At 62.1% G+C, this 15228-nt stretch carries 10 protein-coding genes; 5 read left to right on the top strand and 5 right to left on the bottom strand.

The features are described from left to right. Window positions 1–3: 3 nt before the first annotated feature. Both AC2YI2_RS06950 and AC2YI2_RS06945 read right to left on the bottom strand, forming a co-directional pair. Entirely contained in the window at window positions 4–3150 is a 3147-nt protein-coding gene (locus tag AC2YI2_RS06950; protein WP_487385707.1) for an efflux RND transporter permease subunit, read from the bottom strand. Continuing rightward, window positions 3147–4322: an efflux RND transporter periplasmic adaptor subunit gene (locus AC2YI2_RS06945; protein ID WP_487385706.1), complete on the bottom strand. Its 1176-nt coding sequence runs from the start codon at window positions 4320–4322 to the stop codon at window positions 3147–3149. Before AC2YI2_RS06945 ends, AC2YI2_RS06950 begins: the two co-directional genes overlap by 4 nt. A gap of 198 nt (window positions 4323–4520) precedes the next feature. On the opposite strand from AC2YI2_RS06945, the gene add reads away from it, so the two are divergent. Together add and AC2YI2_RS06935 are read left to right on the top strand one after the other, a co-directional pair. Beyond that, the gene (add, locus tag AC2YI2_RS06940; RefSeq protein ID WP_487385705.1) at window positions 4521–5564 is read left to right on the top strand and encodes an adenosine deaminase; all 1044 of its coding nucleotides are present in this window, start codon (window positions 4521–4523) and stop codon (window positions 5562–5564) included. 64 nt (window positions 5565–5628) lie between these two features. Next, on the top strand, window positions 5629–8250 hold the full coding sequence (locus tag AC2YI2_RS06935; RefSeq protein WP_487385704.1) for an ATP-dependent helicase: 2622 nt from the start codon (window positions 5629–5631) through the stop codon (window positions 8248–8250). Between the two features lie 73 nt (window positions 8251–8323). Here the strand turns inward: AC2YI2_RS06935 and AC2YI2_RS06930 are convergent, their stop codons facing one another. Beyond that, entirely contained in the window at window positions 8324–8509 is a 186-nt protein-coding gene (locus tag AC2YI2_RS06930) for a hypothetical protein (protein WP_487385703.1), read from the bottom strand. 106 nt (window positions 8510–8615) lie between these two features. Between AC2YI2_RS06930 and AC2YI2_RS06925 the strand changes: the two genes are divergently transcribed. Next, window positions 8616–10223, top strand: coding sequence for an anti-phage dCTP deaminase (locus AC2YI2_RS06925; protein ID WP_487385702.1), 1608 nt, complete (start codon window positions 8616–8618; stop codon window positions 10221–10223). 27 nt (window positions 10224–10250) lie between these two features. Here AC2YI2_RS06925 and AC2YI2_RS06920 read toward each other — a convergent pair whose 3' ends face one another. Together AC2YI2_RS06920 and AC2YI2_RS06915 are read right to left on the bottom strand one after the other, a co-directional pair. After that, window positions 10251–11390, bottom strand: coding sequence for a trans-sulfuration enzyme family protein (locus AC2YI2_RS06920; protein ID WP_487385701.1), 1140 nt, complete (start codon window positions 11388–11390; stop codon window positions 10251–10253). 217 nt (window positions 11391–11607) lie between these two features. Next, window positions 11608–13038: an adenylate/guanylate cyclase domain-containing protein gene (locus tag AC2YI2_RS06915; RefSeq protein WP_487385700.1), complete on the bottom strand. Its 1431-nt coding sequence runs from the start codon at window positions 13036–13038 to the stop codon at window positions 11608–11610. A gap of 267 nt (window positions 13039–13305) precedes the next feature. On the opposite strand from AC2YI2_RS06915, the gene AC2YI2_RS06910 reads away from it, so the two are divergent. Together AC2YI2_RS06910 and AC2YI2_RS06905 are read left to right on the top strand one after the other, a co-directional pair. Further along, window positions 13306–14928, top strand: a complete 1623-nt coding sequence (locus AC2YI2_RS06910; protein WP_487385699.1) for an AMP-binding protein — start codon at window positions 13306–13308, stop codon at window positions 14926–14928. Beyond that, a complete protein-coding gene (locus tag AC2YI2_RS06905) occupies window positions 14921–15196 on the top strand; it encodes an acyl carrier protein (protein WP_487385698.1) in 276 nt (91 codons plus the stop codon). The genes AC2YI2_RS06910 and AC2YI2_RS06905 overlap by 8 nt, the downstream gene beginning before the upstream one ends. The last annotated feature ends 32 nt before the right edge of the window (window positions 15197–15228 follow it).

Below are 15228 nucleotides of genomic sequence, written 5' to 3'. Positions count from 1 at the left end.
GGTCTATTGCGCCGCGTGCGGGATAAGCTCTTCCTCGAGATCGGCGATGTTGGAATTCGCCGCCGCCATTTCGCGCTCCAGCCGCTCCTCTTCATGCGCATGCGGCTTGGTCAGGCCGGCGAACAACAGGTAGGCAACAGGCGTGATGTAGAGCGTCACCAGCGTCGACAGGCCGAGGCCGCCGACAATGACCCAGCCGAGTGCCACGCGTGCTTCGGCACCGGCGCCCGAAGCGAGCGTCAGCGGCACGCCGCCGAGCACGGTCGCGATCATCGTCATCATGACAGGGCGAAGCCGGATGCGGCAGGCATTGCGGATCGCCTCGCCCACGCTCTGGCCGTCGTCGCGCAACTGGTTGGCGAATTCGACGATCAGGATGCCGTTCTTCGCCATGATGCCGACCAGCATCACCAGCCCGATCTGGCTGTAGATATTCACCGTCTGCCCGGTCAGCATCATCGCGAAAACCGCGCAGGCCAGCCCCAGCGGCACCGTCGTCATGATGATCAGCGCCGACACGAAACTTTCGAACTGCGCTGCCAGCACCAGGAAAATGATGATGATGGCGAAGCCGAAGACGGCGGTCATGCCCGAGGAATTCTCGCCCAGCGTCGCCGCTTCCGAGAGCGGCAGGATGTTGATGCCGGCTGGCAGGATCTTGCGACCGGTTTCCTGCGCTAAAGCCAATGCATCGCCGAGCCCCGTGCCTTCCTTGAGCACGCCGGTGATTGCGACCGAGCGGGTCTGGTTCTCGCGGGCGAGCTGCGGCGGGATCGCCCGCTCCTTCAGCGACGCGACCGCCGCCATCGGCACAAAGCGGCCATCCTTGGTCTTGAGGAAGATATTTTCGAGATCCTGCGGATCGTTGATCGGATTGTCCGACGAGACCAGTGTGATATCGATACGGCGGCCGTTGACGAAGACGTCGCCGATGCTGGTGCCGTCGAGCATTGCCTGCAGGGCGGAGGCCAGGCCCTGGATATCGACACCGATATCGGCCGCCTTCTCGCGGTCGATATCGACGGAGATCTGCGCCTGGGTCGGATCGTTGTCGAGCCGCACCAGATCGAATTTGCCGCTGGCATTGAGCGCATCGATCATCTTCTGCGCCTCGACATAGAGCTGGTCGTAGTCGTTTCCCGTCAGCGCGAAGTTGAGGCCGCTGCCGGCACCGCGAATGCCGAGGCTGTTGGGTTGGATGATGTTGGATTGCAGCGCCGGCGCCACCCGCAGCGCCTTGCGCACATCGTCGGATATCTCGGCCTGTGTCCGCACCCGCTTTTCCCAGGACGCGAGCGTCAACACCATGAAGCCGGAATTGGACGAACCGCCCTGCCCGCTGATGGTGAAGATATTCTCGATCTCGCCGGCATCGACGAGCGGCTTCAGCGCGTCCTCGACCTTACGGAGCTGTTCCTCCGTATAGGCAAGGCTGACGCCCTGCTGGGCCTGGGCACGGATGAGAACCGCGGAGCGATCCTCACGCGGAGTCAATTCCTGACCCAGCGAAAGGTAGACTGCAACTGCGGCCACCACGATCAGCACCGAAGCGGCGACAACCATGCCCGGCACCGCCAGCATGACGGCCAACGTCTTCTCATAGGTCTTGGCGAACACCTTGCCGAAGAAGCCGAGCACGCCGCCATGCTCTTCCACATCATGGGCACCGAGCATGCGCGAGGCAAGCATCGGACATAACGTCAGCGCCACCACGCCGGACAGCAGCACCGAAATGGCCAGCGTGAAACCGAATTCGCGGAACAGGCCGCCGGCCTGTCCCGGCAGAAAGGCGAGCGGGACGAAAACGGCCGCGAGCGTGATCGTGGTGGCCACGACCGCAAAGAACACCTGGGAGGTGCCGAGCACCGCGGCCGCGCGCGCACCCATGCCGTTGGCGCGATAGCGCACGATATTCTCGAGCACGACGATCGCGTCATCGACGACCATGCCGGTCGCAAGCACGATGGCGAGCAGCGTCAGGATGTTGATCGAGAAGCCCGCAAGATAGATTGCGGCCAGCGTGCCGACCAGCGCAACAGGCATTGTGATCGTCGGGATCAGCGTCGCGCGCAGGTTCCGAAGGAACAGGAAGATGACCGCGACAACGATGAACACGGCCAGCACCAGCGACAGCACCACTTCGTGGATCGCGCCGCGGATAAAGCTCGCATCGTCGCTGGTGATGCGCATCGTCATGCCCTTGGGCAGGGTCTTCTGCAGATCGGCGACGACAGCCTGGACGCCTTGGGAAATATCGAGCGTGTTGGACTGAGCCTGCCGGATGATACCCAGACCGACACCGGCTATGCCGTTCGACCGCATGGTCGAGGTGCCCTCTTCGGCGCCGAGCGTCACATTGGCGACGTCGCCGAGCCGGACCTTGCCGTTGATGATGACCGACTCAAATTCCTCGGGCGTGGTGATATCCGAGCTTGCGCGCACGACGATGTTGGTCGACGCACTCTCGATCGTACCGGCCGGCACGTCGAGCGCCGCCGTGGCAAGCGCAGTCTTGATGTCGGCCACCGTCATCCCGCGGCTGGCGAGCTTCGCCTGGTCGAGGTCGATGCGGAAGCTCTTTTCCTTCTCGCCGAAATACTGGACGTCGGCGACGCCCTCGACGGAAGCCAGCCGGTTCTCGATGACATCCTCGACATAGACCGTGAGATCCTCGGCCTTCATCGTCGACGACGTCACGGCGAGCCGTATCACCGGCTGGGAATCGGCATCGGCCTTGATCACCCGCGGCGCGGTCACGCCATCGGGCAGCACGTCTGTGACGCGGCTCAGCGCATCGCGCACGTCGGCGGCCGCGGTCGCAAGATCGGTCGTGTCGGAGAATTCCAGTGTCACGCGGCTGTTGCCAAAGGCAGAGACCGACGAAACCGACTTCAGGCCCGTCACCCGGGCGACGGCGCCCTCGATCGTCTCGGTGACCTCGCGGTCCATCGTCTCCGGCGAGGCGCCATCGAGATCCGTCCGGACGGTGATGACAGGTCTGTCGACGGACGGCAGTTCGCGCACCTCGATGCCGCGATAGGCCGCAAGACCCGCGACGACGATCAGCGTGTTGAGCACCAATGCAAGGATCGGCCTGCGCACGAACAGCGAGGCGGAGAATGCCTGCTTGATGCGACCGGCCGCACTCATTGGGTCACCTTCGTCGCATCGGCCACCTTTTCAGGCTTTTCCTTTTCGCCGAAGATTCGCACCACCACGCCGTTGCGCAGGCGCTGCAGTCCTTCGATCACCACGCGGTCCCCCGGGACGATCTTGGCATCGACCAGAACATCATCGGGATTGCGCTGGATGATAGCGGCAGCGATGCGCTCGATCTTGTTGTCCTTGCCGACGCGCCAGACATAGGAGCCTTCGCTGTCCCACTGGATGGCGAGCGGGCTGACCGACGGCCACGTATCGCCCGGCAGGTTGAGCACGACCTCGAAGGACTGGCCGGCACGAAGCGTATCGCCCTCATTCTCGATCTCGGCGCGGATATGCAGCGTGCGGCTCGCCGGATCGATCCGGTTGTCGATCGCCTCGATCTTGCCGGGATAGGATTTGCCCGGGCGGGCGATGGGCCGGGCTTCCACCATCTGGCCTTCGCGGATCAGGCCAGTAAATCGCTCCGGCACCCAGAAATCGACCAGCAGGCGCGAGCGGTCGTCGATGGTCACCAGCGGCGTCGAGACGGTGACGTAATCGCCGGTATCGACATTGACGATACCGGCGATGCCATCGATCGGCGCATGCACCACGCGCCGTTGCAGCGCGATCTCGGCGGCCGAGACGGCAAGACGTGCCGATTCCACGGCCGATTGCGCATCCTGGTATTCCGCCTGGGAAATGATCTTCTTGAGGTCTTCGTTGCGGTTCAGCTTGGCTTCGGCCGCCTTCATCGCGACCTTGGCCTGCGAAACGGCGACCGTCTCGACCGCGTCGTCGAGCCGGGCGATGACCTCGCCGGCCTTGACCCGCTGGCCAGGCTTGACCCGCAATTCCGCGATCTGGCCGGCGACAAGCGGCGTGATGCCGACAGAGCGGATCGCATCGCCATCGCCGATGGCACGCAGGCGATCGTTGATCTTGCCCTCTTCGGCATTCTTGACGACGACAGTAAGCTGCTGGCCCTGGTTGCGCCGCTGGTTGCCTTCAGCCGGCGGCAGGGCCGTCGGCGCGGGCTTGGCGACCATGGCGATGATATTTTCGGGAACACCCACGGTCCGCGCCATCCCGGCCGAGCCCGGCACGAAATGGAGGAGGAGCATTGCGCCGACAGCGAGAAAGACAAGTCCTGTCAGCAGCTGGGTTAGGATTCGCATACACTTCTCCAGTCGAGCCGGTGATGTCGTTCCCCCAACCTGTTATCTTTCATTACCTTTGCGGCCGCAAGTTTGGATTCGCGGGATGAACAAATTGTAATGTCCCGTGAACTCGACTTGACAAACGCCGGACCGAAAGCGAACATTTTCAGCACTGCTCAATATTGCTTGTTTTTTAGACAAACGAGGAGTTTGGCCATGCTGTCGATGGACGCGTTTCTGCGCCGCCTGCCGAAGATCGAACTCCACATCCATCTCGAGGGCGCCATTCTCCCCGCCACCGCCCGGGACCTGGCCAGGAAGAACGGCGTGGCGCTGCCGCCCTGCGAAAAGGTCGAGGATCTCTACAAATACCAGGACCTCAAGGAATTCCTCGCTGTCTACACGGCCGTGTCCAACAGCATCGTTACCGCTGACGACTATCGCCGCATCACCTACGAGATGCTGGAAAGCTGCGCCGCCAACGGCGCGCGCTATGTCGAATTCTTCTTCTCGCCGCAGGTTCATTTTCCGGGCGGCGTGACCTTCGACACGATGATATCAGGCATCGTCGCAGGCATGGACGAGGCCAAGGCCGACTTTTCGATCGACAGCCGCATCGTCCCCGGTGTCAACCGCGAGCTCGGCCCGGCCGCCGGCGAGGAACTTCTCGACATGATCCTGGCGCGCAAGGAGGAGCGGCTGATCGGCATCGGCCTCGATTTCCTCGAAGCGCCCTTCCCGCCGGAACCCTATGCAGCGCTCTTTGCCCGCGCCCGCAAGGCGGGTCTCAACCTCACCGCCCATGCCGGCGAGAGCGGCCCGGCGGCGCATGTCGCGGCATCGATCGACGCGCTCGGCGTTCGTCGCATCGACCACGGCTACCATGTCGTTACCGACCCGGCGCTGATGCAGCGCTGCCGGGAGCTGGACATCCTGTTCACCGTCTGCCCCTCGACATCAGCGGTCACCTCGCCCTGGCACGATCTCTCGTCATCCGACCACGCGATTCGGCAGATGGCCGATTTCGGGCTGAAGCTGATGATCAATTCCGACGACCCGCCGATGTTCGCCACCGATCTCGGCATCGAATACCAGAAGGCCGAAAGACTGCTGCGCTTCACCCCGGCCGAATTCCGCCGCGCGGCGCTCGACTCCATCGACGGCGCATGGCTCGACGCCGGTGAAAAGGCGCGCCTCAAGGCCGAATGGACCACCGAAATCGACGGCCTGATCGCCGAGCTTTCCGTCGAGGCGGCGTGATAGGCCTGAACAAAGCAGAAACTTCAAGCTGGTCACCGGCAACCGAATCACTACATTAGGGCCGATGACCAGTGGCTATGACGACATTCCCTTCTTCGATGAGGAGCCGACGCCGCGCCCGGCGAAGCGTGAAGCCGCGCCCGCGCGGCCGGCCGGGCCTTCCGGGCTCGCCGCGCGCGCCATGGCCGCCCGCGACGGTGGCCGCCCGCAAGCCTCCTATCTCGACGGCCTGAACGACGAACAACGCCGCGCGGTCGAGACGCTCGACGGCCCGGTCCTGGTGCTCGCCGGCGCAGGCACCGGCAAGACGCGCGTCCTCACCACCCGCATCGCCCATATCCTCGCCATGGGCCGCGCCTTCCCGAGCCAGATCCTCGCCGTGACCTTCACCAACAAGGCCGCGCGCGAAATGCGCGAGCGCATCACCCATCTCGCGGGCGAAGCGGTCGAGGGCATGCCCTGGCTCGGCACCTTCCATTCGATCGGCGTGAAGTTCCTGCGCCGCCATGCCGAGCTGGTCTCGCTGAAGTCTGATTTCACCATCCTCGACACCGACGACGTCATCCGGCTCCTCAAGCAGCTCATCGCCGCCGAGGGCCTCGACGACAAGCGCTGGCCGGCCCGCCAGTTCGCCCAGATGATCGACGGCTGGAAGAACAAGGGCCTCGACCCCGACCAGATCCCGGAGGGCGATTCCCGCGCCTTCGCCAACGGCAAGGGCCGCGAACTCTACACCGCCTACCAGAACCGCCTGAGGACACTGAACGCCTGCGACTTCGGCGACCTGCTGCTGCACCCGATCCGCATTCTCAAGAAGAACCCGGATATCCTGGCCGACTACCAGGGCCGCTTCCGCTACATTCTGGTCGATGAGTATCAGGATACGAATACGGCGCAGTATATGTGGCTCAGGCTGCTGGCGCAGCGGCCGAAGAGTACGCGGCCCCCCTCATCCGGTCCTTCGGACCACCTTCTCCCCGCTGGGGAGAAGAGGGAGCGCGCCGCTGCCTCGAGTACCTCTTCTCCCCAGCGGGGAGAAGGTGGCGCGAATGCGCCGGATGAGGGGGGCGCCACACGGCACAACAACTCCGTCAACATCTGCTGCGTCGGCGACGACGACCAGGCGATCTATGGCTGGCGCGGCGCCGATGTCGACAACATCCTCCGCTTCGAGAAGGACTTTCCCGGCGCCACCGTCATCCGCCTCGAGCGCAACTACCGCTCCACCGGCCATATCCTCGGCGCCTCCGGCCACCTGATCGCCCACAATGAAGGTCGGCTCGGCAAGACGCTCTACACCGACGACCACGATCCCGAGCATGAAAAGGTCATGGTGCACGCCGCCTGGGATTCTGAAGAGGAAGCCCGCGCGGTCGGCGAGACGATTGAGCAGCTGCAGCGCCAGAAGCACTTGCTCAACGATATCGCAATCCTCGTCCGCGCCTCCTTCCAGATGCGCGAATTCGAAGACCGCTTCGTCACGCTCGGCCTCAACTACCGCGTCATCGGCGGCCCGCGCTTCTACGAGCGGCTCGAAATCCGCGACGCCATGGCCTATTTCAGGCTCGTCTGCCAGCCGGCCGACGACCTCGCCTTCGAGCGCATCGTCAACACGCCGAAGCGCGGCCTGGGCGACACCACGATCCGCTTCCTGCACGACTATGCCCGCAAGCGCGACATCCCGATCCTGCAGGCCTCGTCCGAGATCGTTGAGACCGAGGAGCTCAAGCCGAAGCCGCGCAAGGCGCTGTTCGACGTGGTGCAAAACTTCAAGCGCTGGAGCCAATTGCTTGAATCGACTCCTCATACCGAGCTCGCTGAGACGATCCTTGAAGAATCCGGCTATACCGACATGTGGAAGGCCGACAAGACGGCCGAAGCGCCCGGCCGCCTCGAAAACCTCAAGGAACTGATCCGCTCGATGGACAGCTTCGAGTCGATGCGCGGCTTCCTCGAACATGTCTCTCTGGTCATGGATGCCGAGCAGAACGAGACGCTCGACGCCGTCTCGATCATGACGCTGCACTCCGCCAAGGGCCTCGAATTCGATACGGTCATCCTGCCCGGCTGGGAGGAAGGCCTGTTTCCGCATCAGCGCTCGCTCGACGAAGGCGGCCGATCAGGCCTGGAGGAAGAACGCCGCCTCGCCTATGTCGGCATCACGCGGGCGAAAAAACGCCTCCACATCTGGTTCGTCTCCAACCGGCGCATCCACGGCCTCTGGCAATCGACCATCCCGTCACGCTTCCTCGACGAACTGCCCGAAGCCCATGTCGAGGTCGCCGAGACCGAGCAGAACTACGGCGGCTACGGCCGCAACCCCTACGGCCAATCCCGCTTCGACCGCCAGGAACCCTTCTCCTCCGGCTACACCTCCCCGGGCTGGCAGCGCGCCCAGGCCAACAAGACCGACGCCACCCGCAACAACTGGGGAAACCGCTCCGGCTACCAGGTCGAACGCATCGGCTATGGCGAGGCGGGGCCGCAGGGCAAGGTGATCGCGGGGGAACTGGTGGCCAAGTCGAAGGTGGACACGCCGAGCGCGTTTTCGGTGGGCGACCGGGTGTTCCACATCAAGTTCGGGAATGGCAATGTGGCGGGCATCGAGGGGAATAAGCTGACGATCGATTTTGATCGGGCGGGGCAGAAGCGGGTGTTGGATGGGTTTGTGGAAAGGGTGAGCTAATCAAACGGAAAAGCTGTTCGATTAACTCATTTTCGTAAGTTTGATCAGTGCGTCTTAACGCGCTAAATACAGTTCAAATATTACGATTATTTTTCTTAACGGTGACGCCGCGCAGATCGTGATCATCGATTACGTACGGACCTCTGCGATTATCATCGCGCTCTAGCACATGCTCGACGGCATCTTCCATAATCGCCGTCAGCTGCATCTGTCGTGAATAGCTCGCAAGCTCAACTCGCTTTACAGTTTGCGTTTGCATAACCCTTCCCTCCAAGGATGTTTCCGACTCGCAAGATACCGCCAATTTCTGCTATCGAATAATAATCATTTGTGAAGCTTACTGTTCCCTTAAAGGCGGCATCAAATTGGCGAAATCGACCACCGTTGATAATCCCGAATTGGTCATTGGTCTGGTAGGTCCTATTGGAGTGAACCTTGACGCAGTCATTACCGATTTGCAAAGCGCGCTTGAGGATGTCCACTACGATTATCGCGTAATACATCTGACCACGATAATGCGGGATCTCATTCCATCTCTTCATGTAGATGAGACCACGTATGAAAGTCGATACCGATCACTCATTGCCAATGCGGACACCGTCCGAAGAGAAGCGCAAAATGGAGCAGCGCTTGCGTGCATCGCAATCAGCGAAATACGGCGATTAAGGCAGGTGCATCACAAAAAGTTTACACCCAAGAAGGCTCGAGACAATCCGATCCTGCAAACAGCCTACATCATTCGGCAGTTTAAGCGCGAAGAAGAGATCCAACTTCTACGCGAAGTTTATGGACGAAAATTCATTCAAATTTCTGTCTATTCGGACAAGGACGAACGTCGTCGACAATTGATCAACAAAATCAAGAATTATGGCCCTGCTATCGTTGAGGACGACGAAGCGGAAAAGCAAGCAATCGATTTGATTTCAATCGATAATAATGAGGTCGAAGATGATTTCGGCCAGCGAGTATCCGATGTCTTTCACTTGGGCGATGTTTTCGTGCCTGGAGATGGAAGCAGGCATGCTGCGGAGACGGTAGTACGTTTCATCAAGGCACTCTTCGGACACAATGGAATGTCGCCTACGAAGGCCGAATACGGTATGTATGCTGCGGCTGGAGCTTCGCTTCGATCGCTTGATCTTTCGCGGCAAGTAGGTGCGGCAATTTTCTCAAAACGCGGAGAGATTATTTCGTTGGGATGCAACGAGGTGCCTAAAGCTTTCGGAGGAACTTATTGGTGTGATGAAGGCGATCAATTCCGAGATTTCGAACTTGGAATCGATGGAAATCACAGCAGAAAGCTTCGGATGGTTCACGACTTAATCGAGCGGATGGGAACGCTTGGCTATCTTTCAGACAAACTAGTGGAAGCTGGGTCATCTGTTGAACAGATGCGTCATTTAATGTCCGAGAAGCTCATCGCAGAATCTCGCGTTATGGATATCATTGAGTTTGGCAGGATTATTCACGCTGAGATGTCGGCGATAACGGATGCTGCTCGCCTCGGCAGGCCCCTTATGGATTCGGTGCTCTATTGCACAACATTTCCCTGCCACATGTGCGCAAAACACATCGTCTCCTCAGGCGTTCGCAAGGTAATCTTCCTTGAACCTTATCCTAAGAGCCATGCGAAAGATCTTCATGGCGACTCGATCACCTATTCGCCTGCAGAAGAGGAAGGGAAGGTTCTTTTTGAACCATTCATAGGGATATCGCCTCGGAGATACCGTGATATTTTCGAAAAGAAGAAACGGAAAGACGCAGAGGGAAAAGCAAAAGATTGGTATCGCAATAAGCCGGTGCCAAGCATCGAGGATCGCGGAAGCTCGTATATCGAAAACGAGGAGCCAGCGATCGCCCTCATCACAGCTCGCATAATTGCTTTTGCCAAATCGTCGGCAGAAGCAGGCCCAACCAAGTCACGACTCAAGAGACCGCCCCGAAAGAAGAGGCCGGACATCCAGATCCAATAAGCTCAGGTTATCTGGGCGTTTACTCCGCTACGCATTCGCCCCGAGCGCCGCCTCCAGATCCGCAATCAAATCCGAGGGCGTCTCGATCCCCACCGACAACCTGAGCAAGTCTGTGGGACACGGCGTCCCCGGCCCCTCGATCGACGCCCGGTGCTCGATCAGCGACTCCACCCCACCCAGCGACGTCGCCCGCTTCCAGAGCTTCACATTCGCCGCCGTCCGGATCGCCGCCTCTTCACCCGCCCGCACCCGGATCGACAGCATGCCGCCGAAGCCGCCGGTCATCTGCCTGGCCGCGACCGCATGGCCGGCATTGCTGGGCAGGCCGGGATAGAGCACCTCCAGCACCCGCGGGTCAGCCGCGAAATGCTCGGCCACCGTCATCGCCGCGGCACTCATCGCCCGGACGCGGAGGTCGAGCGTGCGCAACCCGCGCAGCAGCAGGAAGGCCTCGAACGGCCCGAGGATCTGGCCGAGCATGGCGCGCACGCGCTTGATCCGCGCCCAGAATTCATCCTCGCGCGCCGTGCAGAGCGCGCCGGCCAGCACATCGGAATGGCCGTTGAGATATTTCGTCGCCGAATGCATCACGATATCGGCGCCGAGCGCCAGCGGCTGAGTAAGGATCGGCGTCGGCACGGTGGAATCGACAGCTAGCCGGGCGCCCGCCGCATGGGCGATCTCGGCCACACCAGCAATGTCGGTCACCGACCACATCGGATTGGCCGGCGTCTCGATCCAGACGAGCTTGGTCGCGCCCTTCTTCACCGCACCCCGCACCGCGTCGAGATCGGTCGTGTCGACGAAATCGACGCTCAGCCCCCATTCGGTGGCGTCATTCTTCAGCCAGTTGCGCAGTGCCCAATACATCACCGTGGGCGCCACGACATGGTCGCCCGGCTTGAGCGCCAGGAACACCGCCGTCGCGGCCGACATGCCCGAGCCGAGCACGATCGAAGCCGCCGCGCCTTCGAGCATGGTCAGCACGCTCTCGACCTCGCGCACCGTCTCATTGTCCGGCCGGCCGTAGATATTGCCGGAGCGATACTGGTTGTCGGGATCGCGGATGAAGGTCGAGCTGACATGGATCGGCGGCGTCACCGCGCGGCTCGCCTCGTCGATCTTGCCCATCGCCTGTGCCAGCAGGCTCGCCTTCGACCACTCCATCCCGTCTCTCCTTTTGGACGGGATCTCAGTAGAGTAGCGGCGCTAAGGTGTCAAAGCGTGGAGCGGGCGGTGCCATCGTTCCCGCTTCTCCCCTTGGGGAGAAGATGCCCGAAGGGCAGATGAGGGGTTTTCAGCAGCGTACTCGGCGTAGATGGGAACCCCTCATCCGGCCCTGCGGGCCACCTTCTCCCCAAGGGGAGAAGCGGGGGTGCCAAACCTAAGCCAGCCAAACATCCGCCCCCTCGTTCCGTCCCCGGAGCATCAGCCCCTGGTGAAACCGCATCTTGCGCCGAAAGCTCTCGCGGAGCGAAATATCGGCCACCGCCTCCACCGCCGGCTGGCTGACGATGGTGACGCAGTCGAGGATGCGCGTCGCCGCCTCCAGCCGCGAGGCGACGTTGACGGTATCGCCGAGCATCGCGAATTCCATCCGCCGCGCATTGCCGATATCGCCCATGATGACAGGCCCGTAATGCACGCCGACGGAGAGCCGGATCGTCTCCAGTCCCTTCTCCGCCCGGTCGGCATTCAGCCGGCCGATGCTCGCCTGCATCTCGAAGGCCGCCGCGATCGCGTTCGCGGCATCATGAGCCGAAGCACTCGGTGTGCCGAAACTCGCCATCAGCCCGTCACCCATATATTTGTCGAGCGTGCCGCCATGTGAGAACACCACCTCCTCGAGCGCCGCATGAAAGCTGCGCAGCAAGGCAATGACCTCATCAGGCGTGTGGCTCTCGGCATAGCGGGTGAAGCCGACAATATCGGCAAACAGCACCGCCACCTCTTGCGAGCGCACGCCGCCCATCGGCTCGTTGCGATGCGCGAGCTCATCCACCATCGAGGGCGGCAGATAGCGCGAGAGATTGGCGCGTTCGGCCGCGATCTCCGCCTGGCGCATCAGCAACTGGCTCGCCCGCCGCGACTTCACCCCGAGTATCACGGCGACGATGATGAAAACCGTGACTTCCTGCACCCGGTTGGTGAATTGGATGCTGTTGGGGTCCAGCATCTCGAAGACGCGCTCATAGCCGACCAGCGCCTCGCGCATCTTCACGGAAAGCTCCGGATAGGTGGTGCCGAGCAGATAGACCCCGCCGACGCCGAGCAGCCACACGACAGCAACCCAGACGCCGATGCCCTGCACGGTCCGCCAGCTATAGGCGAGTGTCGCCGCCGCGAGGAAAATGAAGAAATACTGGAAGCCTCCGAACCGGAGCTGGATGGCGGTCGGCCAGGGGTCCGTCGCCAGCGGATTGGGTACGGTCAGCGTCAGGGTCAGCAGCACGAGATCGGCGAATATCAGCAGCAGTTCGAGATAGGATTGCCCGACCCGCGCCGCTCGCAATTGCGCTATGCCGATGATGACGAACAGCAGGAGCAGCGCCTGATAATAGATCATCTCCCAGCGCGGGTTGAGGTAGATCAGCAGGATGCCCACAACAGCCATGGCGGCGGCGCGGCTCCAGGTCGCGATCCGCTGGCCTTCCATCTTCTCGACTTCCAGCGCGCGGGCCAGATGCGGGTTGCGCTGTGCCAGACGCTCCTCCGCAAGCCGGGTTGACCATGGTGGATCGCCCAGCCCGAACAGCCAGCGCGTTCCCGTCCTGCGCCCTTCGCCCGGTCCTTGTTCAGCAACATCCAGTCCCACGACCCGATCCTCCATTGTGAGACCGGTTCTAGCATCCGCGCCGGGTCGCGTCACCGTGCGGCAGCCTGATTGGCCGTCGGCCGACTGCCCCGACAAGAAATCTCACCGGATCAGAAATGGGCACGCACCGGCGACAAGGGAAGGCCTGCATTCACGACCGCGTGAATAAATATGTTCTTGCGTCTTAAGGTTAAAACCGGGCTCTGTTTGACAATACATATATGCCTCGTAGTAGCATTCGGCTTACACAACCGCATCGGGGCGACTATGGCGGACAATTTCAATATTGCAGCGGGATTTATCCGTTCCACGACCAAGCATGCCGACCAGTTGTTCTACTCGGACGCCGGTCGTGACGCGACTTATCGCGAGATGGGCAATACGGTTGGACGTTTGGCCGCTCTCCTGTCCCGCCATGGCCGGCCGCGCCGCGTCGGCATTCTGGCAACGCGCAGTTACGAGGCCTATGCCGGCATGCTCGCCTCCGGTCTCGCCGGCGCCGCCTATGTCCCGATCAGCCTCAAGTCGCCCGAGAGCCGCATTCTGGCTCTCCTCGAATTCCTCGAACTGGATGCGCTTGTCGTCGATGCCAATGGCGCCCGCCTGCTGACGCCGGCCGTGTTGAACGCCGCGCCGGAGCTGATCGTCCTGTCGGACGAAGCCGATCCGGTCGATGCGCCGGCGAAGCCGAAGATCATACGTCTCGGCGACATCGAAGACGCGCCCCTCGCCGTTCCGGCCCCGGTTACGGCGGAGGATCTCGCTTATATCGTCTTCACGTCGGGCACGACGGGCATGCCGAAGGGCGTGATGATTTCCGCCGGGTCGCTCAGAAACTATCTCGAAGAGACGCGGCCCTGGACGAATCTGACGCCGCAAGACCGGGTCGCGGAGACCCACGACATCACCTTCGATCTGTCGGTGCACAATCTCTTCCTGACTGCGGAAGCCGGTGCCTCGCTGCACGTCCTCTCGGCCCTGGAGATGATGGCGCCGGGCCGCTTCGTCCGCGCCAGAGAAATCACGGCCTGGATGTCGGTCCCCACCCTCGCGGCCATGATGCGCCGGACCGGCGCGCTGAAGCCGGGCGTGTTTCCAAGCCTCCGACTGTCGATTTTCTGTGGCGAGCCGCTGCCGGTCGCCGCAGCCCAGGCGTGGGCGGCAGCAGCGCCCAACAGCGTGGTCGAGAACGCCTACGGCCCGGCCGAGGCGACCGTGATCTGCCTGCGCCAGACATTGACCGATCCGCCGCGCGTGACGGCGGACCGCGGCATCGTCGCGATCGGCAAGCCCTATGACACCATGCAAGTGGCGATCCTCGACGCCGACCGCCGTCCCGTTGCAGACGGCAAGCCCGGGGAAATCGCACTTGCCGGGCCGCAGCTGGCCGTCAACTATTTCAAGGCAACTGACGACCAGGCCCGGCGCTTCCGCGAGATCGACGGCCGGCGCTGGTACATGACGGGCGACCTCGGCATGCGGGATGCCGATGGCGTCTTCCACCATCTCGGCCGCACCGACAATCAGGTCAAGGTCAAGGGCAACCGTATCGAACTCGAGGAAATCGAGGCCCACCTGCGCCACGCCGCGGCGAGCGAAGCCGTAGCCGTTGTGGCCTGGCCGGTTCTGGATGGTTCCGCCCAGGGCCTCGTCGGCTTTTGCTCCAGCCCCCTCTCGGCCGACGTGATCACGACCGCGATGCTCGAGACGCTGCCGCGCTACATGGTGCCGAGCGCGATCCACATCCTGGACAGCCTGCCGGTCAATACCAGCGGCAAGATCGACCGGGCTGCGCTTCTTGCCCGTCTCGAAGCGGCGGCTCACGCCAGAGCCGTGCAGGCTGCGCCACCTGAAGAAATTCTAGCGAACAGGACAAAACGTCATGCATGATTTCGCAAGCGCGCGGATCCGGAAGGCCATTCTCGCCAATCTCGCCGAACGCGGCCTGGCCGCAGTCGGCGACCATGAAAGCCTGTTCTCATCCGGGCTGCTCGATTCCCTCGGCGCGACCGAGGTCCTGATCACGCTCGAAACCGCCTATGGCATCGACCTTGCCGACGAGGATTTCGATATTCTTGAAATCGATACGCTTGCCGGCATCGAGCGGCTGGTCCTTGCGCGTAGGCCTGTCGCGATGACCGCCGCACCGCAGTCGTGACGGAACATCCTACCCTGCACAATCGCGGCAGT

Source organism: Rhizobium sp. SRI_017 (genome assembly GCF_057586295.1).
The sequence above is the reverse complement of the archived record's forward strand: the minus strand, read 5'-3'. Positions and strand labels throughout refer to the sequence as shown.